Genomic DNA, 22,777 nt, shown 5'->3' on the forward strand with positions numbered 1-22,777 from the left:
GCCCCCACCTGACCCTCGGGAATGTAGCCCCGCAGGTAGACATCGCCCAAGTTCACCACCGTCAGCACCGTGGTGCCGGTCGAGATCACCTCCCCCGGTTCCACCATGCGGCTCAGCACCACCCCGGCGATCGGGCTGGCAATGGCGAGGTCGTCAAGCCGGGCGGCGATTTCGGCCTGGGCGGCCTGGGCCTGCTTGAGGTCGGCCTGGGCGGCAGCGAGCTGGGCGCGGGCCTGCTCTTGCTGGGTTCCCAGTCGGTTGATCTGCGCGGTACGAATGTCGGGGTTGAGCTCGCTGGTCTGGGCCTGGGTGAAGGCACCCTGGGCGGCGCTCACCTGCTGCTGGGCCGCCACTACAGCGGCCTGCCGCGCCGTCAGGGTATCGGCGGCGGTGGCAGCCTGAGTCTGGGCCTGGTCGAACTGCTGTTGCGGAATCGCCCCCTGCGCGGCCAGGGTGGCCAAGCGATCGCGATCGCTTTGCGCTAATTCCAGGGTCGATTTTGCCTCCTGCACGCGGGCCTCGGCCTCGGCCAGCTGGGCGCGGGCGGTCGCCACTGAGGCTTCAGACTGGCTGACTCGCCCCGCCGCATCACCCTGGGATTGTTGCAGCGTCAGCTGCGCCTCCTGAATCTGGCTATCGACCACCGCCACCTGGAGCTGGGCCTGATTCACCTGCTGCTGCGCCGCCGTCACTCGCGCCTGGGCCGCTGCGAACTGGGCCTGGAGCTCGGCATCGTCGAGGCGGGCAATTACCTGGCCCGCCGCCACCGCATCTCCTTCTCTCACTGCCACCTCGGCGATGCGCCCGCCCACCTTCGCGCCCAGATCGGTCTCGTACCCTTCGATGCGGCCACTGAGGGCGATCGCACCGTCGTCGGGCCGGGTTAGCCAGTAGCGCAGGCCGATTCCGGCGGCGGCCAGCACCAGCACCAGGGGCACGACAACTTTCAGCTTCGGTTTCAAGCCCCGGGCTGGGCTCGTCTGAGTAGGCTTTTGCGGCGCAGCGTCGGCAGGCGCAACCTGAGTCATGGGAACATCCTCGCGGGCCAGCAGCTAAACTATACGGTGTAGTATAAATTGAATATTCCGGCGATTTCGGGCCCCGGCCCAAAGTGTTTCAAACCGTATTTGGCGACCTCTCCTTTGAGGCAGCCCCCGAAACCGTGCTGCGCCACCTGGCCCACAACCTGCTGGCTATGATGGCTACCTTGGGCATTACTCAGCAGCTATTTTGTGGCTCACCCCGAGCTGCACCTGAAAGATGCGGAAGCGGCGGCCCGGATTTTTATGGGGTCGCTGATCAGCTTTGTGCTGACGCAGAATATTCTTCACGGGGCCGCGATCGCGCCCATGGCCCCAGACCTGATGGTTGACTGCCTAGTCGATACCCTCATTGGCCGATCACAGCTGCCGATGCCCCACCGCTGAGGTAACCTCGCCGTCACATCACCGCCATGGCAATGACACAGCCTCGGCCTAAGCTGAGCTCCATTATTAGGAGGTGAAGTATGACCCTAGAACTGTCTTACAAACGGTATCAGCTCGACATTCCTCAGTCGATTTGGGTTGAATTTTTTGCTCAATTCACCGATGAACACCGGGGCTACCCCCTAACTCTAAAATTGCGCGATCCTCAGCTTGGCGACTGGGAACTGCTGCGCCACAAGCCTTTTTTTGCGATCGCCTATGATCGATCTGATATCGACAACAACCTGGTGATCACGGTGAGCCAATCGCTAGAAACTCCAGAGGTGGCCTATGCCCATCGGGTTGTCTATCCCCAGGCTGTTACCATTGTTACTGATGATGACGGTCGCATTCTGTCATGCACCGTTACCGACAGCGACCAAGCCCAAACTATAATCAACTTCTCCAAACGGGCAGACTTAGCGTTCTAATGCACCGCTGGGGTGATCATGCTGACTAGACCCTGGCTTTTTCCATTCTCTCTCGCGCGTGAACCGACTATGAGCGATACCAAGCCCCAAGACTCTGGCCCTCAAGCACCCGCCCCCCGACATCGAGGGATTTGGCGTGAGACTGTTGAGACGCTGGGCCTGAGCCTGCTGCTGGCCTTTGGCATTCGCACCTTTGTCGCCGAAGCCCGCTATATTCCCTCGGGGTCAATGCTGCCGACCCTCGAAGTCAACGATCGCCTGATTATCGACAAGGTCAGCTACCGCTTTACCGAGCCCCAACGGGGCGACATTGTGGTGTTTATGCCCCCTGAGTCACTCAACGAAACCAATGCCTTTATTAAGCGGCTGATGGGGCTACCGGGGGACGAGATTGAGGTCAAAGGGGGCCTGCTCTACGTCAATGGTGAGCCGCAGCAAGAACCCTACATTGCGGCTCCGCCAGACTATGAATATGGCCCGGTGACCGTGCCCCCCGACGCGTACCTGGTGCTGGGCGATAACCGCAACAATAGCGTCGATTCGCACTACTGGGGCTTTTTGCCGCAGGATAATTTAATTGGCCAGGCGGTGTTTCGCTTTTGGCCGATGGATCGCCTGGGCACGCTCGACTGAGTGACCAGGGTGCTATTTCTAAGGGCTATTCATCGCATTGTCCTGCTGCGGCCAGCGATCTTGGTGCACCGGGGCGGTTTGGCCTTGTGATAGCGCTGTTATGGCCGGTCGAAACCAGTAGGATTGAAATAGAGCTAGAAACCGGATTTTACGCCTCATACCAAATCCTGCCTGAATACCGTCGGTTTGTAGGGGCATAGCATGCTATGCCCCTACTACGGGGTTCCCAATTATGAATCGGGGTTTCCTAAATTGGATTCGGTATCAGACGCCCGGTTTTACGCTTCAGAAACCGGGTGGTTATCTTGCCCAAGGAGGGTCTGCAACCAAGAGCCAGACACCCGGTTTTTATCGTCATATCCGGGAGGTATGCACCATGACTTCTGTACAGGTTTCGTCGAATGCATCGCGCTATGGCCAAGACATCGCCCTGCGCCAGTTTCAGATCACCGCCGATGAACCGGTGTCAGTCGGCGGCGATGACCAGGGGCCAACCCCTACCGAGTTGCTGTTGGCTGGCTTGGGCAGCTGCAAGGCGATCACGATCAAAATGTATGCCGAGCGCAAGGGTTGGCCGGTAGAGCAGGTCTACGTCGCGGCAGAGTCGCACACTGTTGATCACCAGTCAGTCATTACCGCCTACGTCACCCTGACCGGGGATCTGACCGATGAGCAACGCGATCGCCTGCGGGAGATCGGCGATCGCTGCCCAGTGCATCGCATGCTCACCGGCAACACCGAAATTCACACCGTATTAACTCACCCCACGACCACACTAACGGCGTGAGTTACACGCCTGGGTATCCAGTCCCGGTTGAATGGACTTGATGGCTTCCCCAGCGGGGGATACCAGGCTACCGACAAAGCTGTTCTGGTAGGTCTTTCATCGTGCGCTCAAAGATAGCCGGGTCATCTAGGGCCCGCGCCAAAATGAGCGATCCTTGGATAGCGATGATCGCTGCTTCGCCTCGCGCCCAGGCCAACTCTTCATCCATGCCGTCTTTGATCAGAACAGCGGCGATCGCAGCGATCCATTGCTGCAACAGCTCCTTCACCTGGGGCTGAAAGGTCTCTTTGGCCGAGCCCAGCGCCAGCGCCGCCAAAATGCAGGGTTTTTCGCCGTGGCTGTAGGCGTCACCAATGCGATCGCCCATGCGCGTCAGCCGCACTAGAGCATCCCCTTCAGCCGCCAGGGCATCTAGCGCCGTGTCTTGCAGCCACTGGTTAAGGGCGGTCAGCACCGTGGCGACCATGTCGTCTTTGCCCCCAGGAAAGTGGTGGTAGAGACTGGCCCTACCGAGGCCCGTGGCCTCAGAAATCTTGGACAGGCTAACCCCGTCGTAGCCATACTGTCGAAACAGATCGAGTAGAGGCGGTACGTAGGACTGTTTAGCCGTAGTTTGCCTAGACATGTCAGCGCGATTATCCAAAAATTTTGAACCCATTGACATTATACTGAACGATCAGTACAGTAAATGCTGTACCGAACGTTCGGTATTGACCGTCATCTCTAGGAGGTGTCTATGCAACTCACCAAAGCCATGCTCGACCAGTCCACCGATCGCATCTACGACGTCCTTGTCGTAGGCGGTGGGGCGGCTGGGCTCTCCGCCGGTATCTATCTCCAGCGCTACCTGCTCTCAACGCTAATTGTTGACAAGGGCAAGGCGCGCTCCTTCTGGATGCAGGAATTGCACAATTACCTGGGTTTGCCCCCCGACACCCCCGGTCGCGAGGTGCTGAAGCAGGGCAAAGCTCATTACCTGGATCTCGACGGCGACTACCTCAATGCCTATGTGGAAGAGGTGATCGACGAAGGCGACACCTTCGCCGTGCGGGTGCGGATGGGTCGTAAAAACCCTGCCTACCGCACCTTCCGCAGTCGCTATCTGATCGCCGCCAGCGGCATTATCGACCATCTGCCCCAGCTGGCCGATATGCAAAACGTGTTTGACTACGCGGGCCACAACCTGCATGTCTGTTTGATCTGTGACGGCTACGAAATGCGCGATCAGCGGGCTGGAGTCTTTGCCAGCCGCGAGGGCGGTCTGGAAGTGGCTTTTCCCCTGGGCTGGTTTACCCCCCATATCACGCTGTTTACCAATGGTGATTTTGAGGTGGGCGAAGAACTGCGCGATCGCATTACCACCGCTGGCTATCGCCTGGTCGAGCAGCCGATTCAGCAGTTCCTGGGCGAAAACCACGTCATGAGCGGGGTGGAATTGGCTGACGGCACCATCGTCGAACTCGATACCGGCCTGGTCTCCATGGGCTCTAAGTACCATGCCGACTACCTCAAGGGCCTGGAGCTGGACTACAGCGGCGGCAACCTGGTCACCGACGCCATGAACCGCACCTCCCACCCCCGCATCTTTGCCGTGGGCGATCTCAAGGTGGGCATGAACCAGGTGGCGATCGCCGCCGCTGATGGCGCCCAGGCCGCCACCCGGATCTGGCGCGACATTCGCCGGTTGGAGGGAACGCGGCGACGGGCGATCGCCGCTTAGGGGTGGATGGGTGGATGGGTGGATGAGGCTGCAAAGCCCCCCTTTTTAAGGCCCTAAACCTCTATATCGACCTTCCCACCTGCCCCACCTGCCCCATCTCCCTCTACAACAACGTTCACCCTTCCACTATCCTTACCACTGGAGACATCCCATGGCTATGACCCAAGGCGCTCACCACATCGGGCTGACTGTGCCCAGCATCAACGCCACCCGCGACTTTTTCGTCAATGTGCTGGAGTTTAAGCTGGTGGGCGAAAAGCCCGACTACCCGGCCTACTTTTTGTCGGATGGCACCCTGATGTTGACCCTCTGGCAGGCGGCAGACCCGGCCCTGGCCACCCCCTTCGATCGCAGAAACAACCTGGGTCTGCACCACTTTGCCCTAAAGGTGGAGGGCCTAGAGACCCTGCATAGCCTGCACCAAACCCTGGCCGCCGCCGAAGGGGTGCAGATCGAGTTTGCCCCCGAACCCCTGGGGGCTGGCCCCACCCACCACATGATGCTCTCCATTCCCGGGGGCATTCGCATGGAGCTGATTGCCCCCGGCGGTTAAAACGGGCCTGGGCGGGTCGACGGGGCTAAACGGGGTTTGCCCCGTCGACCGGGGGGAGAGGGTAGGCTCAAAGGGGCTGAAGTGAACTGCGATCGCATGCTTAGGAGCAACGACAACTATGGCTATTCCCGGTTGGCAACGGTCTGAATCGCCCTTTCATCCAGGCGAACGCGCCATTCAGGCCAAAATGGGTCGGCTTGAACGCATGGATACCTTAGGGCGACGAATGATTCGGGATTTCTTGCCCGATCAGCATCGGCAGTTCTACGCGCAGCTGTCTTATCTGCTGGTTGGCAGTGTAGATGGCGGGGGCAACCCCTGGGCCTCGATTTTGGTCGGCGCACCGGGGTTTATTGCCTCCCCCGACGATCGCACCCTGGCCATCGCTGCCCACCCGCTGGTGGGCGACCCGCTCAACGATACCCTTACGGTCGGGGCCGACATCGGTTTCCTTGGCATTGAGCTGCACACCCGCCGCCGCAACCGGATCAACGGAGTGGTGCAGGCCCTTCGTGCTGATGGGTTCGCTGTGCAGGTGGGCCAAACCTTTGGCAACTGCCCCCAATACATTCAGGCCCGTCGGTTTGACTGGCCCTCCTTCGACCCTACCAAGGCCAGGTCGGTGCAGGCTCTAACGACTCTGGGGAAGGCCGAACGGGATGCGATCGCCGTGGCCGATACCCTGTTCATCGCCACCGCCTACCTCGATGACGCTGCCGGGGCCGCTAAGGGCGTCGATGTCTCCCACCGGGGCGGTAACCCTGGTTTTGTCAACGTTGAGGGCGATACCCTGACCATTCCCGACTTTGCCGGTAACTGCCACTTCAACACCTTCGGCAACATCGAACTCAACCCCCGCGCCGGGCTACTCTTGGTCGATTTCGATCGCGGCGATCTGCTCTACCTCACTGGCCATGCCGAGGTCATTTGGGACGGCCCCGAGATCGCCACCTACCTGGGGGCCGAGCGGCTATTGCGTCTCCAGGTGACCCAGGGCTGGCGGGTCGAAGGCAGCCTGCCCCTGAGCTGGACTCCACCGGAGTATTCCCCCTTTTTGGCTAACACCGGCCCCTGGCAAAATCCCCAATAATGTAAAGGCAAATGCCATCTCCCCATCTCCCCATGCAACTCCACGCCGACTTCACCCAGCGCATCGTCCTCACTACCCCCGCTCTCCCCTGGGTGGCCTCTCCCATGCCCGGTGTGCACCGCCGCCTGCTCGATCGCGATGGTGACGAGGTCGCCCGCGCCACCTCCCTGGTGCGCTACGCCCCTGGTAGCGCCTTTTCGCCCCACACCCACGGCGGTGGCGAGGAGTTTCTGGTGCTGGAGGGGGTGTTTTCAGACGAGCAGGGTGACTACCCGGCGGGTACCTACGTGCGCAATCTCGTCGGCTCGACCCACAGGCCGTCGAGTCGTGGGGGCTGCATCATTTTCGTCAAGCTCTGGCAAATGCATCCCGACGACCACACTCAGGTCGTGGTGGATACCACGACTGCCCCCTGGCACCCCGGCCTGGTAGATGGCTTGCAGGTGATGCCCCTGCACACCTATGGCACCGAGAACGTGGCCCTGGTCAAGTGGGCGGCGGGCACCCAGTTTCAGCCCCACACCCACTGGGGTGGTGAAGAAATCTTTGTGCTGGAGGGCGTATTTTCCGATGAGCGGGGCGACTATCCGGCAGGCACCTGGTTGCGCAGCCCCCACGGCAGTCGCCATACCCCCTTCAGCCGAGAGGGTTGCATCATTTATGTGAAAACGGGGCATTTGGTCGGAGCCACAGCCCTATCTATCGCAGACTAAGGCGGTCAAAAAATTTCCCCCAAAGATTTTCGGGGGATACGCAGATAGGGACACTAGGGCCGCTAGGAGACAGAAATGGCTCCTGGCAATGTCAGTTTTGGCGGTGAATTGAGGTTGAAAAAACGTCGTAAATCCCAAGGGCAAACCCTAGAGAATCTCAACGGATTCTGTAGAGGTATCGCCCTCAAAGGGCTGCACACCAATTTCGGGGTAGCTGTTGTCGTCGGGGCCAAAGATTCTGCCGATGGGCTCAGCAAAATACTGCATCAACCGATTAAAGTAGCCAAAAACAGAGAGTTTCAGACCTTGCATGACTGGTACCTCGCGGCTAAAGGGATAAGTTGGCTTGTGTCTGTAGCAATGCGATCGCAGGAAATGTGGCGCTATCAAGGATCCAAGTAGTGTAACCTGATACCTAAATCCTACGGGATCGCTCAGGGGCATCGCTTTCGAAGGTGATCATTCTTTACAGCGGTTGGCAAGTTGTAATATATAAGACGGTCTTGTTAACACCTGACTTAGCAGTAAGGAGAGTCTTTAGTGAAACGCAGTGACGCGGCGATCGCCATTTTGTGGGGCCTGTTGAGTAGCTTAGCCATTGTGCCTGGTGCCCAAGGGGCGATGCCATCTGGGCCGATAGGTGGCGATTTTGCGACTCTCGCTGCACCCTGGGTCGCGCAGAGCAGCCCTGGTCTCAGCGATGCCCAGCAAGAGCAAGTGGATGAACTACTGCGCCAGGGGCAAGATTTGGTGGAGGCAAAAGACTATGCTGGGGCGATTACCATTTACCAGCAGGCGGCGACCATTGACACCCAAAATCCACGCCTGTTTTCGGGTATTGGCTATCTCTACACCCAGCAAGAAAACTACGGCGAGGCGATCGCGGCCTATCGTCTGGCAATCGACCTCGATGAAGACAATCTGGCCTTTCGCTACGGGTTAGCTCACAGCGAATACCAAGCTGGTCAGCTCGATGCCGCCATCGATACCTATCGGGGCATTCTCGAGACCAACCCTCGCGAAATCAATGCCTACCTGGGTTTGGGCAGCATTTACCTTGAGCTCGGCAACTATGACGAGGCCCTGTCGAGCTACCAGAGCCTGACCCGCATCGCCCCTGGCAACGCCCAGGCCTACGAAGCCCTGGCTGCCCTCTATATCCAGCAAGAAGACTACGACCAGGCCCTCACTTACCTCAACCGGGGGTTACAGGCTACTCCCAACAATAGCGACCTCCACGTCAGCGTTGCCAATATCTACCTGCTTCAGAGCGACTACGACAGGGCCAAAGAAAATCTTCGCGAGGCCTTGCGGTTAGATGCCCGCAATCCCCAGGCCCAGTACCAAATGGGGTATGTGCTGTTTCAAGAGGGCGATCGCGAGGCGGCCTTTGACTACCTGCTGCGATCGGTGCGCCTCGACCCAGATCTGGTGGCCGCCCACGCCCTGCTAGGCGAACTGCTGCTCGAGCGCGAGCAGTATCTGCAAGCGGTGCTCTCCTATCGCAAAGTGACCGACGCTCTCCCCGACGATCCGGCGGCCTTTTATAATCTCGGGCTGGCGCTCCATGGTCAGGGGCTAGAGGCGCAGGCTCTGTCAAACCTGGAGCTGGCGGCGATTTTGTACTCTCGCCAGGGCAATACTGAAGGGGCAGAACGGGCCCGCGAGCTGATGGCATTTTGGGGTTACGAACCGTAGCCCATGCCCGAAGGTCCCGAAATTCGCCGCGCCGCCGATCAGATTCACCGGGCGATCGCAGGTCACATCGCCAGCGATGTCTTTTTTGCCTTTGACCAGCTCAAACCCTACGAGGATGAGCTGGTCGGTCGAATGATCACAGCGGTTACCCCCTACGGCAAAGCCTTAGTCACCAGCTTTGATCATGGTCTGGCGGTTTACAGCCACAACCAGCTCTACGGCAAGTGGGTGACCTGCAAACCCAACGCCGTGCCTGCCACCAATCGCCAGCTCCGGTTTGCGGTGCATACCCCCAGTCGCTGGGCGCTACTCTACAGCGCCTCAGAGATCGAAGTACTCCCGGTCGAGGCCATACCCGACCACCCCTACATTGCCAAGCTGGGCCCCGACACCCTCGATACCACCGTCACCCCAGCCACAGTTGAGGCTCGCGCCCTCAGTGCGCCCTTTCGCCGCCGTCAGTTTGCCACCCTACTGCTCGACCAGGGCTTTTTGGGCGGCATGGGCAACTACCTGCGCACCGAGATTCTCTACGTCGCCGGCATTTACCCCAGTCAGCGCCCCATTGACTGCACCCCCGAGCAAATTGCCGCCTTTGCCGCCGCTGCCCTGGCGCTGCCCCAGCAGTCGTACCGTCACCATGGCATTACCAACGACCTGGCCCTGGCTACCCAGCTCAAGCAGACCGGCCACCGCCGCCGCGACTACCGCCACTGGGCCTTTAGCCGCCAGGGCAAACCCTGCCATCGCTGTGGTGAAGCCATTGCCAAGCTGATGATTGGCGGCAGGCGTTGCTATATCTGCCCTCAATGCCAGCCGTTAAACGAGTAGTCTACGATTAGCCGCTGGTAATGGAGAGCCCGTCTAATCGTACCGAGGGGGTATAGCAAGAACCGTTCCAGTCGGCGTCACTACCGAGCTCTACATGCTCCTTAAGCGCGGTGTAGATATTGCCCGCCACCATGGTGTCTTTGATTCGACCCACCAGTTCGCCCCGGTGAATGCGATAGCCTAGATCGATATTGACCGAAAAGTCCCCCGAGATGCCGGGCCCACCGCCCAAAATTTGATCGACTAAAATCCCTTCATCAATGGAGGCCATGAGCTCCGCCAGAGATTTTTGGCCGGGCCGAACCAGAGTGTTGTAGAGGCTGGGGGTAGGGTAGCTGCCCAAACCAGGGCGAAAGCCATTGCCGGTAGACCCGGCCCCCAGGGTGCGACCGACGGTGCGATCGCCATAAAACAGCTTGACCACTCCATCTTCAATAAAGACTAGCTTTTGGGTGGGGGTGCCTTCGTCGTCGAAGGGGCAGCTAAAGGGGCCCGCGTCGGGATCTTGTAAGAGGGTGATCTGGGTGTCGGTCATCTGCTCGCCCAGGGCATTGCTCCAGGGGGATGATCGCTCGATCACCCGTTTGCCGCTGAGCGCCGACTGTAGTGTGCCCCACACCATATCGGCGGCCTTGGCCGTGAAAATGACCGGCAGCCGACCCGTCTTCACCGCTGCCGACTGGTCGGCCCAGACCAGGCGCTTGAGTATTTGGTCAGCCAACCGATCATTATTGAGACTATCCCGCTGGGTTTGGCCATCGCTGACGCTCAAAAAGTCGTCGCCCCGAACCCAGTCGACTGACAGGTAGCTGCTCAGGGTGGCGTCGCTGTAGCGACAGTCGAGCCCCCGGGTGTTGAGAATGCGGGTAGTTTCGACATCGCACTCGACATCTGCGCTGCAGATCACGTCGGGGTAGACGCGGCGAATGCGATCGATCATCGTCTGACCCCACTCGATCAGCTGCGCTACCGATACCTCTTGGCCCATATCGGGGTAGTGGCGGCTAATCCCCTCGACCAGGTCGATGGGTTCGGAGTCGTTGAGGGCGCTAATCGCCAGGGCTTTATCAACAATAGTGGCGGGGTCAACATTGCCGTAGGCCACCGCCAACCCGGGCCGACCGTTGACCCACAGCCGCAGGGCAGTACCCAAGGCCGCCGAGCTTTCGAGCTGTTTGAGGCGGTTGGCTTCAAAAAACACAGGGCGCGATCGCGATCGCGATTGCAAAACTTCCGCTGCTTCGGCTCCCCGCCCTAGGGCCAGATCGATGAGTTTCTCGGCTAGCGAATCGTCGGTCAGACCAGGCACCATAGCAATTAGTGGGCGGGGGCAAAATAGATTCCCTTCATCTTCCCGGATTGCGGTACCTCTGCAAAGAGCGATCCCCGAGATCTTACAGACAAGCGGCGGGTAGAACCGTTGGTTCCCAGCACTACCTATTTGCCGAGGATTTTCGACCCTGGGGTCGCCTACAACCCCGATTCAACGGTAGAATAGCGAAACACTTTGGAGAGGTGGCAGAGTGGTTGAATGCGGCAGTCTCGAAAACTGCTTTGGGGTAACACCCAACGAGGGTTCGAATCCCTCCCTCTCCGTTCAAACCATTGATATATAATAGGTTCAGGGTTCACTCACCTGAGCTATTTTGCGCTGATTGAGGGTGAGTATGGCCTAAAACTTGGGCAATTTTTGGGCAATTTCCATGAGCATTGAGCCTTTGGTCGCCGATGTGAACCAGCACCTAGAGCGGGTAGCCATCCGGGTGAGGGGTAAAAAGCTGTCTTTTCGAGGGACTTTTCCACCCAAACCAGGGGATGGTCGGGTTCCCAAGCACTATGAACTTGCTTCCGGTTGCAGCGCCACTCCCGCAGGGCTCAAGCTAGCAAAGGCTAAAGCTCAGGAAATTGACAGCCTGCTGGTAAGGGAGCGATTTGACTGGGAGCTTTTTCTCAAACCCAAGTCCAAGCCTGCTCAAACGGTAGGTGATTGGATTCAGAAGTTTGAGGAAGACCACTGGGATAAAGTCCCGCAAGAGCCCTCTAAACTGAACTCTTACCATAAAGACTACCGGCTGAAGTTCAACCATCTGCCCGTTAATAAGCCCCTCTCACTAGATCTTCTGAAGCAAGTCATTCTGGAACGGACTCAGCCCGGCACGCGCAGCCGTAAAGGATATGCCATGGCCTACCGACGGTTAGCAGAATTCGCAGGCTTGCCGGATACCCGTGACCTAGGAGCGTTAGAGCGAGGTTACTCCTCTAAATCAGTTTCTCCTAGAGATTTGCCCAGTGATGAGGAAATTGCTGAAGCCAGGAGCAAGATGAGAACCCCTGGGTGGCTATGGGTGTACGACGTGCTAACCATCTATGGTTTGCGGCCCCATGAGGTGTTTAGGCTATCCACTGACCGGCTTGATGAAAGCCCTGCTCTTGTGGAAGTGCTAGAAGGTAAGACGGGCAGACGATTGGTGTTTCCCATGACGGCAGATTTTTGGGAGTTTGACGCTAAAGCCGTTCAGCTACCCGCCGTTCAAGTTGAGGGTAAGAATAACAACCAACTGGGCATGAAAATTTCCCAGGAATTTAGGGAAGCCGGTGTGGGATTCCCTCCTTACAACCTTCGTCATGCCTACGCTCGCCGGGGATATGAGCAAGGCTTTCCCCCGGAGTTTTTAGCCCGGTCAATGGGGCATAGCTATGATGTCCACACCAAGGTCTACAAAGCTTGGCTTGGCGAGGATTCAGACCTCAAAATCTACAAAGCCGTCATTGTCAAAACAGCTAAATTTTCCGCTGCTCCGGAGGAATAGCCAGCACCTGGTCGAACGCAGCGACATGAATCTGCCAGGTGGGTTGCCCAACCTCTGGATCCTGAATATTTCTGTAGTGAATACCGTAGTTCACGTCTCCGCGTTTACCCAAAGAGCGCATCTTCTCGGCACGTTCAACTTCTACGAGGATGCGATCGCGGCTAATGCCCAGCAGTGCAGAGGCTTTGCCGGGAGAGAGCCATAGCCCTTTTATCCCGTAGGTTTCCAGCACGCGGTGCACCCATTGCTGCTGAGCTTCAAGTAGGGTGAGCCGCTTATCGAGTTCTGACAGGTTGAGTTTTGTCATCGAGCCAAGACTCCAATGCCCCAGGGCTACTCCATCTCCAACCCAGGTTGCTGCTGCCGTCTCGGCCCCTGGCCCCGCCCAGCCACCCGCTGCATCGCCATCAGTACCGTCGATCGCACATACTGACTCATCGCCGCCGCCGGAGCCCCCTTCTGATGCACTTGGTGCTGCACATACGGCCCCTGGTGCAGCACCCCCACCGCCGACTTCTGGGAATAGCCCGCCCGCAGCACCGCCTCCGCCACCGCATCGTCGAGCTTAATCGCCGCCCAATCATTCGAGGCAAACTGCTGGTAAAGCATGGCGTAGTCCACCTCATCCCCAACCACTCGCTGGGCAAAGGTCAGATAGGCCTGCCGCGCCTGTGCCCCTACCTCCGTCGCCGGTTCCTTTGGCGTCAACTCCATCGTCCTGGCCCCCTACGACATCAGATCTTTCGATGAGATGGATTCAAATTCCTTAAACATGTCCTGCTCGAACCCTACGGCCTCTTCCCCCGGCGGCACCAGCATGGGGTCGGTAGATGACACCCCCTCTGCGGGAGTTCGCGACGGCGTTGCCGGACGACCCAGCGCACCCGACCCCACATACCGCTGGAGCACCCGCTCCACCGTGCGCTCCAGGGCCACCTCCAACTCCGGCGTCACCCCCTCCGACTGGGGCAACTCCACCTCAAAGGTCTCCGCAATCAGCTCCATCTGCCGCTGCAACGTCATCAACGACTCCCGAGCCAACACCTTCAGTTCATCGTCATTGACCTGGCCCTGCATCTGAAAGGCAAACGGTCGCCAAAAGGCGGCGATCGCCTCCACCCCCTTCTGCTTGCCCATCTGGCTCGGCATCTTCGGGTTGTGCATCAGATACTGAAACACCACCCCCAGGGCCGACTCCAGATCGACATTGAAGGAGAACAGGATCCGCTTGCGGTTTTGACGTTTATCGGGCTGAGACTTGGAAGCCATAGGTTTTGTGACGTGCTCTCTAAACTCTAAACGGCGACGGAATCGAGCGTACCGATCAGCCCCCGAAACAGGCCATAGCTATCGGCCATGCGTAACGTCATCGAGGGTATCTGCGCCGATTCGGGCAACCCTTGCACCAGCGCCTCCAGCCGCCGGGGACCACCCTCAGTAAACAGCACCCGCTGCGACAACCCCAGCTCGGTGAAGTAGGCGCTCAGCCGCGCCCTGAGAATCGATGACGCGCCACCGCTGATGATCACCTCGGTATTCACCGCTTCTAACTGCGGCATCACCTGGTCTTGCCAGTAGGTCAGCACCGCCTGCCAGTAGGTATCCAAACAGGCCGTCATCGGCTCACTAAAGTCAAACAACCGCCCCCGCGCTACCGAGAGCTGTTGGGGCTGGTTAGATGCGATCGCCGCCATCAGAAAACCATAGTCGGGCTGGGTCACCCCTGCCGATCGCGCCGCCTTCTCAAACATCGGCCAGAACCCCGGCCCATTTGAATTTGACCCCGCCGCCCGCAGCGAGCCGCCGTCAAAGCACAGCACCGACAGATTACGGTGCCCCATCATCACAATCAAGGTACGGCGCTGGTTGATATCTTGTCCCACCGCATCCAACTCACCCTTGCGGTTCAGATACAGCCCGAACCCCTCAGGGAAGGCCTGCATGGTCAACCCTATCTGCAACGGTTCACCACGAAACCGAAATCCGCTCTGGCAAATCGCCTCCACCTGGGTGCGAATGGCATCGCGAGTGCCCAACTCCGTCAAGGGCAGTGCCAGCCACAGCACCGCTTCAAAAGAATTAGGCAGTGACTCCAGCTCCGCCGCCACCCCCAGCGCCGCCGCGATCTTATAGGCCGCCAGCTCAGACTTATTGGCGCGAATGCTGTTGGACTCCAAGCAGGTCTTCGCCGACTCTCCTACCAGCACCACCTGATCGCCTAGCTCCAGCCAGGCTGAATCTTGAGGGCGGGTACTGCCTCGAAACTGGGTTAGCACCGCTTGGGATAAATTGGGAGCAACTTCTGCACCCATCCACAACGGCAGCGTAGCCCCTCCCCCAACCCGATAGAACACCTTTGAGGCTGACGATCCGAGGTCAGCCACCATCAAAACCGTTGGTTTCTCATTCAAAGCGTGCGGCATAGGCCGTTCCAAACGCGACATCCCTACCATAGACCACATTTACAGAAACGGGAATATATGGGATGTCAATATTCGTAAATTTAGCCCAAAATCACAAAATAGGGATAGTATGGGAATTGAATTTTGGATCATGTATCCGAGTGCTTCGCCCCTCTCGGGGGCTTCGCGGAGAGGCCACACAGTACGCCAGGGTTTTGGCAAAAACCGGGCAACGGCCCTCCCCTCAGGGTTTCTACCATTTTTGAAGACGCTATTGCTTTCGCTCCAGGGTGGCGTCATCTTTTTAACCTCAGCTATCCATGCTTTCCACTAGCAACCTCTCTGCGGCTCAGGCGGAGACGTATTACACGAAAGAGGACTATTACTCGGCTGAAGAAAAGGCTCACCCGACGAAGTGGGTGGGCAAAGGGGCTGCGTCGTTGGGGTTGGATGGCGTCGTCAATCAGCAGGAATTCAGCCAGATGCTTTCGGGGCAGGCTCCAGGGGGACAATCCCTGACAGGAAAAGTGGTTGACCCAGAGAAGCGGCGGGCGGCGACGGACTTTACCTTCAGTGCGCCGAAGAGCGTCAGCATTGCAGCCCTGGTGCAGCAGGATAAGCGGGTGTTGGCAGCCCATCATCAGGCGGTAGCGAAAGCCCTATCGGTGTTGGAAGAGCGCTATGCCCAGACCCGAGTTTCAACCGAGGCTGGGCGGACGAAAGTGACAACGGGCAACATTGCCGCAGCGGTGTTTACCCATTCCACCAGTCGGGAGGCGGAGCCGCAGCTCCACAGCCATTGTGTGGTGATGAATGCGACGCAGTTAGCGGATGGGCGGTGGTTTAGTTTGAGCAATGAGGCGGCGATCGCCAACCAAAAACTCCTGGGCCAGATTTACCAGAACGAGTTGGCCGTAGCGCTGAAGCAGCAGGGTTACCGGATTGAGCCTATGGCCCATGGGCAGTTTGAGTTGGTGGGATATTCGCCCGAGTTGTTAAAAGCCTTTTCGACAAGGCGGCAGCAGATCTTGAAGCTGATCGAGGAATGGGAGGCGACGGGGTCTGAGAACAACCGAGCCATGCGAGAAACGGCGACGCTGGTATCGCGGAAGCGGAAGCCAAAGGAGGTGGATGAGGAGTTGTTGCAGCGGGGGTGGAATGCGCTGATTCAGTTGAAGGGGCTGGAGCTGCCGGAGTTACCGAAGGGCACTACCCAAGCAATTGGCGATCAGCCATCGGCCACCTCGGTAATTGACACGGCGATCCAGCACTGCGGGGAGCGGGAGTCGGTGTTTCGGCGGACGGCGCTGGAGCGGTTTGTGTTTGAGCATGAACTGGGAGCCCAGAATTTTGAGGTACTTCAGCAAGCCATTGCCGACAGCCCTGAACTCATCCGAGTCGCCGACAGCAAGTTCACTACTCAAACCGCGCTCAATCTGGAACTCAACACCATCCGTTTGATGCAGCAGGGACGGGGGCATGTGGGTGCGATTGTCCCCAGTGGTACCCGGTTGGATGGTCTAACGAGCCATTCTCTGAACCCCGAGCAGCAAAACGCGGTGGAGATGGCGGCGACCACACCGGATGCGGTGATGGCGTGGCAGGGAGTGGCGGGAGCGGGCAAGACCTATGCTTTGAGCGTGCTGAAAGCGTTGGCTCAGGGTCAGGGGTACGACATCCGAGGATTAGCGCCCAGCGCTGAAGCGGCCCATGTGTTGGGAGAATCGCTGGGGATTGAAACCACCACGGTTGCTGGTCTTTTGATATCCCAGCCGTTGGATGAACCACCGCAACCAGCACTCTGGATTGTGGATGAGGCGGGGCTATTGAGCATGAAGGATGCCCATGCTCTGCTCCGGCGGGCGGCACTGGAGCAGGCCAGAGTTCTATTAGTGGGAGATACCCGGCAGCTTTCAGCCGTGGAAGCGGGTAATCCCTTCAAGAGCTTGCAGGCCGGGGGGATGGCGACGGCTTACCTGGAGACCCATCGGCGGCAGCAGAATGGGGTGCTGCGATCTGCTGTAGAACTGGTAGCCCAGGGGCAGGTCAGTGAAGGCATTGAGCTACTGACCCAGACCGGGTGTGTCAAAGAAGAGGCTCAAACCCAGGAGCGGATTCAGCAGGTGGCGGCAGATTATTTGGCGCTGACGGCAGAGGAGCGGGAGAAAACCTTGGTGCTAGCTGGGACAAATGCGGAGCGGTTGGCGCTGACGCAGGCGATGCGATCGGGGTTACAGGATGAAGAGGCTTTGGGCGCGGATGGCTTTGTGATGCAGAGCCTACGCCGCAAGGAGTTGACCATGGCTCAGGCCAGTTATCTCAAGGCTTATGCACCGGGCGGTGTGCTGGTGCCGATTCAGGATTATCGGAAGCAGGGGTTGATTAGAGGGGAGCAGTACCGGGTGATCGCGGTGAATCCTGAGGCTCAGCAGGTGGTGCTGGAGACGCCGAGTGGATCGGTGTTGTCGATCAATCCGTCTCTGTGCCCCCGCAAGACGGTGTACACGACGCAATCGATTCCGGTGGCGGTGGGCGATCGCCTCAAATGGACACGCAACAACTCTAAAGCCGGAATCCGCAATGGACAGGGATTTGTGGTGACGGGGCTGGAAACCGATGGGACGGCGACAATTCGCGATGGGTCGGGTCAGACCTCAACCATCAACCTCAGCGGAAATCAGTACATCGACTACGCCTGGGTGAGCACGACCTACAGCAGCCAGGGCAAGACAGCGGAGCGGGTGATGGCGCTACTGGCTGAAACAACCAACCGAGAAGCATTTTATGTGGCGATTTCTAGAGCCAAGCGGGCGGTGACCTTGTACACCAGCAGCCAGGCCAATTTGGTGCGACTGGCCCAGGTATCGCGGGCCAAGGAGAACGTGAGTGACTACGTGCCATTAACTCAACAGGTAATGACCTATGGACAGCATGAACAACGGGAAGAACGGCCACCAGAACCCATCCCCGGCTTTGACCCCAGAGCAATGGGAGAGCGTATTGGCTACCGTGTTGCAGAGCAGCTTAGAGCCGCTGCGGGCCGAGATTTGCGTCAACACGCAGCGGGTGCTGCACCTCGAAGACCATGTCCAGACCTTGGGGGAAGATTTGGCGATGTGGCCGCAGCACTGGAACCAGAGCTTGGGGCTCTTGGTCGAGCAATTGCAGCGTATCGTCAGCGACGAGACTTCCTCCGATGCGCAGGCAACCTTGCAGGAGCAGTTGAGGCGGTTAATTGCGGCTTTAAGCAGTTGGAACGGGCAGCTCAAGACCGAGTTAGCCTTGCAGCAGCAGTTGATCGACTCGCTAGAGCGGTTGGAAGGACGGTTGGACGAGAGCAGCAAAGGGTAGAGGCCTCGGAACCGTCAAAGGCAAATTCAAGAGAGCAGCTTTTGGCGCGGTGGGAGCATTACTCAGCGGGGTTACCGGCAGCCAGTTTGGAATGGCGGGTGGCACAGCGGGCGCTGCGGGATGGGTGTTCGGCTAAGGAGGTGACACTGATGCTGGTGGCGGGGAGTGAGGTGGTGAGGCAGATTTATGACAAGCAAGGTAGGAAAGAGGCGATCGCCTTTACTCAGCACATGATGCACAATGCTAGTCAAATAGGTTCATGCCCTTCTAGGGTTAATGACAAGACACAAAGACCAGCGGAAGAGCTAGAACTATGACATCTGAAAATCGAAACTTTATCTGATAAGAGGCTTACTGAGTTGAGATGGAGCTAGCCAATTTGCCTAATCAATTTCACTTCTGAATCTGGTGATGCGATCGCCACAGGAGAGCCATTAGCCTCAGCCTCACTGACCGCAAGGCTAATAGCTATCCTATAGCGGTTCTTACTTGGATGAGATATAGGGCAGCGTCCCAAGCTATAAGCTTCAAGGCTTCTATGAGTGGAGGAGTACCTCATTCGTCCAAGAACAGCTATAAATCAGGGATTAACAATCACAGATGGAATGTAGGGCTCTTCGACAGATTTAGTAAATTCGTAGGTAACAATCTCTCCGACTGCCCGCAAGCGATGACCGAGTAAGGCTGCAAATCCCATGGGACAAACAAAAACTAGATGAATTCGATCAGCACTATAGTGTTGACGATAGTGGTCAACTAAATCCTTAGTGTGATCAACTAAAGCAATTGCATCAGCATTTGTTGGTAAGGCGCGATCGCAGGCACCTGTTTCTGTATCTGGCTCAAGATAAACCACTGCATTGATGCCGTATACTGGGTTCTCATAAAGCTTTTGAACTTGTGGCCAAGACGGTCTCGATATGGCTAGGGCGATGCATAGATTTCTTCCAGCATGACCATGTTCTTGGGTGACACGAAATTTCAAGTTTGATGGCTTTTCGCTAGATTTCCAGAAACCAGATGATCCCGTTGACTGCTCAACTTGCAGGATGAACCCACGAGTTTCTTGAAATACTGTGCCAATGGCAAAAGCTCCACTGAGTGGGATCATACCTCGTAAATCGAGGGTTAAATCTCGTCGTCCTTGGGCTAGCTCGTCACGCTTTTTTTGGAGCTCAGGCAATAGATCTTCCTGCCATATTTCTGGAGTCGCTAGCTTGCGTGGCTGAGCGTTAAAGTCATAATATTTTGTCCAATTAAGGATCCTATCAGGTGAATTATCGTATTCTCTTTCAGCAGAGCCATTGACACCAAGGCTAATCACTGGATTAAGCAAAGATCTTTTTTTCATGAGCTGAGGCACATCTGCCTGTTGTACACCAGCCATGGAGATGTATTGACGACCTAAGTTATAGGCAAAGTCATAGTCTCTGCCGTTGCTCAGAGCATCATAAAATCCTACGGAAAACTCAATCGCAGCACGATCTTGGATTGCTGTATTCATGCCAATGACATAATCAATATGCTGGCAAATAGTTTTAGCTTGAGTTTCGCTATAGCAAGCATTGAGAATCACGCATTCGACATGTTCCGCGAAGAGTTTAAATAGATCAGATAATGTTTCAGGGCTTACAAATTTTGCTTGTCCAGTCTCATCTTCTAATAAAATCCCGTTTTCTCCTTCGCCATGCCCTGAGAGATGAATGATATTTGGCTCGTAATCTAGAATTGCTCGTGCCATATCTCTAGGACGAACAGCCCATCTAGAACGAATATCAAATTCATCACGGTGTCGGCTACGCTGCAAAGCTTCCTCAATATCTCGGACTTCTTCGTCTAACCTTAGACTTCCGGTATTCTTAGGGTTGGCTGATAGTAAAAGGATTCGTTTCACAGTGATTTATGTAGAAGGATTTATGCCAAAAAGTTGCGTGGCTCCACTCTCCCCGGTCAGGCTATCTAAATCTTGTAAGAATTTCATCCTGACAGGATGATAGCTGTTAGTATTTTTATTCCACTCGCCCATAAATAAACAGACGACCTCTTGGCAGTCAGTATCCACTATTTGATTAGGCTTATCAATGCGGCGAATGCTAACCCACGAGCAATGAGAACGCTGGTTTCCACCTTGAGCGGCATTTCCCCCTAGCTCAGGATTGCGCTTATATCGTCTTTCCTTAGTATCTCGATAAACCAAATAGAGACCATCACCATGAGTATCTGTTGATGGCAATGGTTGGCCTTCATAGAGAGTCCAGTTTTTATTACGAGTATCTAACGGATTTTCAGTCGTACCAGGAACAACATAAACGGTACAGGTCTTAGGAGAGAAAATCTCTGCTCTTAATGGGTGTTTTTTGAGATGGGCTTCAATATCTGGATCACAATAGCTTGACCATCGTTTTTGAACTGCTGCACTCCATCGGTCATATAACTGACTCCAATGCTGAGGATCAGATGGGAGTTGATATTGAAAAGTTTTGTTTTTTGCTCGATCGCGGCGAGTCATTAGCAAATGAGTGCCGCGTACTGCTGGAAAAAACCTGTCCCCTTTTTTCATCTGAAAAATGTGTAGTGGTCGTCGCCAGCCTCGACCAACCCCACCGACACTTATGGCAAAACGTACGACTGGCAATACAATTTCCTGCAATATGTCTTCCGGGGCTGCCAAGCTAAGTTGTCCCTGCCAAATATAAAATTCGGGTCTTGTAGTTGTTCTTATAGGTTGGTTATCTCTCAAAGACTGACGCAACCGCACTACGCCTGCTTGAGACTGCCCGTCATTAGCTTCCAGGCTTCCCATCAACTTACCAACAATTTTCTGAGCATTGCTTTCATTCATGAGCCCTAAAAAGCAACGCAACATCCAAGAGCGTAACCATCCTCGCCAATGAGAAGGACGTAACTCCATGACTTTGGTCTCTGGTCCGGCACTTCCTTGGCTATAAAGCGTGAAATTGAGATCTTGAACAGCATAGCCAGGATAGACCGAGGACATCTCAGTCGAGCCCTCAGGAGATTCAACAGCACCATATCCTGAAGCCGTTCTGCCGCCGATACCATGAGCTGTGAGTGCTTGCTGAACCCAACTCCAAGCTTCCTCTATCTCTTGTTCAGTAACATTGCTACCTCGAATTCCTTGAATAGCCACTATTACAGTGATAGGGCGATTTCCGTTGCCTAGAGTGTAAAAAGGCAGGGGTTTACCCTGTTGCTCTGGATCGTGATAGACCTGAAATTTCTCTTGGGGATTAACAATATCTCGCTTAAGTTGAGTAGCTTCCGTAGGCCAAGCATCTAAAAAAGCGACTTTTCCCGTAAAAATTTGACCAGAATGATTGGAATAACCAAGTAACTCATTAACCCGGCTTTTTAGGCCAGGCCGTTGTTTGGCCCATGCCTTAACCATGCCCCGTATAGAAGAAGCAGGAATATAACCATTAATCGGCAATGTAGACTTGCGATTCTCTAAAGTATCGAAATCTTGTTGTGACCATTTCCAAGCCCCTGAGGGCTCTCCAGCTGAAGTTAAGGTCTCCGTATCTGGATGAGGACATGAACCAACTTTAGTGCGCCATCGCAACGTGAAAATTCCTTTCTTAAAGAGCGATTGCTCCCTTTGCTGATTCTGCTGTTCAAGGAGTTCAGTCAATAGCTGAGTGGTCTCATACATCTTTTCTCTGCTCATCCTGTATCTTTTTCTCCTCCTGATACGCTTTGGCCCAGAAACTCCAGTGTTTTGATAGCTTCAGGGCTTTTTGCCACATCGCCATGTATTCTGATTGCGTCTTTTGCTGCTCAGCCAGACCTTTCACCTTAGTCATCATCTTGGCGGCATCAAAGTCTGCATCTTCTTTAAGTTCCTCGGTTCTAATAGATGGAGCATCGCTTAGCAGGCTACCGAGCAGAGTTTTCCAGACCTTGCCTCTCTGCTTACTCGTATCACCGCCTTGTTGATTGGATTGACTGACAAAGCCAACCGCCGAAAGTAAGCCAAATACTCGCAAATGTTGCCCCAACTGGAAAATAGAAGTAGCCTCAGCATCCGTTAGCTTATCTTTAGGGCGTTTCTCCTGGGTTCTCCACTGTTCGCTCATATATGCCTGAATATGATCATGAGCCAAAAGACTCATCTTCTCTGGCTGAATACGCGGTTTAGCTGGCTGAGTAATTTGATTCGGTGCAAGACTTTGCTTGGGTTTAGTGAGTTGATCTGTCTGTCGCATTTCACTAGAAGACTGCTTATTGGATGGAAACTGACCTGCCCTTTTGCTTTTTCCTTTATTCGCCAT

At 56.1% G+C, this 22,777-nt stretch carries 23 protein-coding genes and 1 tRNA gene; 13 read left to right on the top strand and 11 right to left on the bottom strand.

What is annotated here, in order from left to right:
• On the bottom strand, positions 1-1,028 hold a 1,028-nt coding region (locus IQ254_RS13380), incomplete at its 3' end, for an HlyD family secretion protein (protein WP_193966654.1).
• Positions 1,029-1,232: 204 nt separating this feature from the next.
• Between IQ254_RS13380 and IQ254_RS13385 the strand changes: the two genes are divergently transcribed.
• The 4 genes from IQ254_RS13385 (at position 1,233) to IQ254_RS13400 (ending at position 3,317) form a co-directional block, all read left to right on the top strand.
• Positions 1,233-1,427, top strand: coding sequence for a hypothetical protein (locus IQ254_RS13385; protein WP_193966655.1), 195 nt, complete (start codon positions 1,233-1,235; stop codon positions 1,425-1,427).
• A gap of 80 nt (positions 1,428-1,507) precedes the next feature.
• Positions 1,508-1,897 carry a DUF5335 family protein gene (locus IQ254_RS13390; protein WP_193966656.1) on the top strand — a complete coding sequence of 130 codons (390 nt, stop codon included), beginning with the start codon at positions 1,508-1,510 and terminating at the stop codon, positions 1,895-1,897.
• 69 nt (positions 1,898-1,966) lie between these two features.
• The gene (lepB, locus tag IQ254_RS13395; protein ID WP_193966657.1) at positions 1,967-2,530 is read left to right on the top strand and encodes a signal peptidase I; all 564 of its coding nucleotides are present in this window, start codon (positions 1,967-1,969) and stop codon (positions 2,528-2,530) included.
• 376 nt (positions 2,531-2,906) lie between these two features.
• Entirely contained in the window at positions 2,907-3,317 is a 411-nt protein-coding gene (locus IQ254_RS13400; RefSeq protein ID WP_193966658.1) for an OsmC family protein, read from the top strand.
• A 67-nt stretch (positions 3,318-3,384) separates the two neighbouring features.
• On the opposite strand, the gene IQ254_RS13405 is transcribed toward IQ254_RS13400, so the two are convergent.
• Positions 3,385-3,942, bottom strand: a complete 558-nt coding sequence (locus IQ254_RS13405) for a TetR/AcrR family transcriptional regulator (RefSeq protein ID WP_193966659.1) — start codon at positions 3,940-3,942, stop codon at positions 3,385-3,387.
• Positions 3,943-4,053: 111 nt separating this feature from the next.
• On the opposite strand from IQ254_RS13405, the gene IQ254_RS13410 reads away from it, so the two are divergent.
• The 4 genes from IQ254_RS13410 (at position 4,054) to IQ254_RS13425 (ending at position 7,393) form a co-directional block, all read left to right on the top strand.
• Positions 4,054-5,037, top strand: coding sequence for an NAD(P)/FAD-dependent oxidoreductase (locus tag IQ254_RS13410; protein ID WP_193966660.1), 984 nt, complete (start codon positions 4,054-4,056; stop codon positions 5,035-5,037).
• A gap of 151 nt (positions 5,038-5,188) precedes the next feature.
• On the top strand, positions 5,189-5,590 hold the full coding sequence (locus IQ254_RS13415) for a VOC family protein (RefSeq protein ID WP_193966661.1): 402 nt from the start codon (positions 5,189-5,191) through the stop codon (positions 5,588-5,590).
• A gap of 118 nt (positions 5,591-5,708) precedes the next feature.
• Positions 5,709-6,680 (top strand): pyridoxamine 5'-phosphate oxidase family protein, encoded by a 972-nt coding sequence (locus IQ254_RS13420; protein ID WP_193966662.1) that lies wholly within the window; start codon positions 5,709-5,711, stop codon positions 6,678-6,680.
• Positions 6,681-6,712: 32 nt separating this feature from the next.
• Positions 6,713-7,393, top strand: a complete 681-nt coding sequence (locus IQ254_RS13425) for a cupin domain-containing protein (protein WP_193966663.1) — start codon at positions 6,713-6,715, stop codon at positions 7,391-7,393.
• A gap of 147 nt (positions 7,394-7,540) precedes the next feature.
• Here IQ254_RS13425 and IQ254_RS13430 read toward each other — a convergent pair whose 3' ends face one another.
• The gene (locus IQ254_RS13430) at positions 7,541-7,705 is read right to left on the bottom strand and encodes a hypothetical protein (protein WP_193966664.1); all 165 of its coding nucleotides are present in this window, start codon (positions 7,703-7,705) and stop codon (positions 7,541-7,543) included.
• A 228-nt stretch (positions 7,706-7,933) separates the two neighbouring features.
• On the opposite strand from IQ254_RS13430, the gene IQ254_RS13435 reads away from it, so the two are divergent.
• Together IQ254_RS13435 and nei are read left to right on the top strand one after the other, a co-directional pair.
• On the top strand, positions 7,934-9,091 hold the full coding sequence (locus IQ254_RS13435) for a tetratricopeptide repeat protein (protein WP_193966665.1): 1,158 nt from the start codon (positions 7,934-7,936) through the stop codon (positions 9,089-9,091).
• 3 nt (positions 9,092-9,094) lie between these two features.
• Positions 9,095-9,922 (top strand): endonuclease VIII, encoded by an 828-nt coding sequence (nei, locus tag IQ254_RS13440; protein ID WP_193966666.1) that lies wholly within the window; start codon positions 9,095-9,097, stop codon positions 9,920-9,922.
• Between the two features lie 7 nt (positions 9,923-9,929).
• Here nei and IQ254_RS13445 read toward each other — a convergent pair whose 3' ends face one another.
• Positions 9,930-11,234 (bottom strand): TldD/PmbA family protein, encoded by a 1,305-nt coding sequence (locus tag IQ254_RS13445; protein ID WP_193966667.1) that lies wholly within the window; start codon positions 11,232-11,234, stop codon positions 9,930-9,932.
• Positions 11,235-11,431: 197 nt separating this feature from the next.
• On the opposite strand from IQ254_RS13445, the gene IQ254_RS13450 reads away from it, so the two are divergent.
• Both IQ254_RS13450 and IQ254_RS13455 read left to right on the top strand, forming a co-directional pair.
• Positions 11,432-11,518: transfer RNA gene (locus IQ254_RS13450), tRNA-Ser, on the top strand.
• Positions 11,519-11,625: 107 nt separating this feature from the next.
• The gene (locus tag IQ254_RS13455; protein ID WP_193966668.1) at positions 11,626-12,732 is read left to right on the top strand and encodes a tyrosine-type recombinase/integrase; all 1,107 of its coding nucleotides are present in this window, start codon (positions 11,626-11,628) and stop codon (positions 12,730-12,732) included.
• On the opposite strand, the gene IQ254_RS13460 is transcribed toward IQ254_RS13455, so the two are convergent.
• From IQ254_RS13460 to IQ254_RS13475, 4 genes are read right to left on the bottom strand one after another with little or no spacing between them, the layout of a single operon-like run.
• Entirely contained in the window at positions 12,704-13,039 is a 336-nt protein-coding gene (locus IQ254_RS13460; RefSeq protein WP_193966669.1) for a hypothetical protein, read from the bottom strand. The genes IQ254_RS13455 and IQ254_RS13460 overlap by 29 nt on opposite strands.
• A gap of 26 nt (positions 13,040-13,065) precedes the next feature.
• Positions 13,066-13,446, bottom strand: coding sequence for a hypothetical protein (locus IQ254_RS13465; RefSeq protein ID WP_193966670.1), 381 nt, complete (start codon positions 13,444-13,446; stop codon positions 13,066-13,068).
• Between the two features lie 12 nt (positions 13,447-13,458).
• On the bottom strand, positions 13,459-14,001 hold the full coding sequence (locus IQ254_RS13470; RefSeq protein ID WP_193966671.1) for a hypothetical protein: 543 nt from the start codon (positions 13,999-14,001) through the stop codon (positions 13,459-13,461).
• A 26-nt stretch (positions 14,002-14,027) separates the two neighbouring features.
• A complete protein-coding gene (locus IQ254_RS13475) occupies positions 14,028-15,155 on the bottom strand; it encodes a hypothetical protein (RefSeq protein ID WP_193966672.1) in 1,128 nt (375 codons plus the stop codon).
• A gap of 299 nt (positions 15,156-15,454) precedes the next feature.
• Between IQ254_RS13475 and mobF the strand changes: the two genes are divergently transcribed.
• On the top strand, positions 15,455-18,802 hold the full coding sequence (gene mobF, locus IQ254_RS13480) for a MobF family relaxase (protein WP_193966673.1): 3,348 nt from the start codon (positions 15,455-15,457) through the stop codon (positions 18,800-18,802).
• 263 nt (positions 18,803-19,065) lie between these two features.
• On the opposite strand, the gene IQ254_RS33135 is transcribed toward mobF, so the two are convergent.
• The 3 genes from IQ254_RS33135 to IQ254_RS13495 are packed head-to-tail and all read right to left on the bottom strand — an operon-like array spanning position 19,066 to position 22,777.
• Positions 19,066-20,379: an SAVED domain-containing protein gene (locus IQ254_RS33135; protein ID WP_193966674.1), complete on the bottom strand. Its 1,314-nt coding sequence runs from the start codon at positions 20,377-20,379 to the stop codon at positions 19,066-19,068.
• A gap of 6 nt (positions 20,380-20,385) precedes the next feature.
• Positions 20,386-22,158 (bottom strand): RAMP superfamily CRISPR-associated protein, encoded by a 1,773-nt coding sequence (locus IQ254_RS13490; RefSeq protein ID WP_193966675.1) that lies wholly within the window; start codon positions 22,156-22,158, stop codon positions 20,386-20,388.
• A complete protein-coding gene (locus tag IQ254_RS13495) occupies positions 22,151-22,777 on the bottom strand; it encodes a hypothetical protein (protein WP_228040650.1) in 627 nt (208 codons plus the stop codon). Before IQ254_RS13495 ends, IQ254_RS13490 begins: the two co-directional genes overlap by 8 nt.

Origin of the sequence: Nodosilinea sp. LEGE 07088 (genome assembly GCF_015207395.1) — a bacterium.
Lineage (GTDB): Bacteria > Cyanobacteriota > Cyanobacteriia > Phormidesmidales > Phormidesmidaceae > Nodosilinea.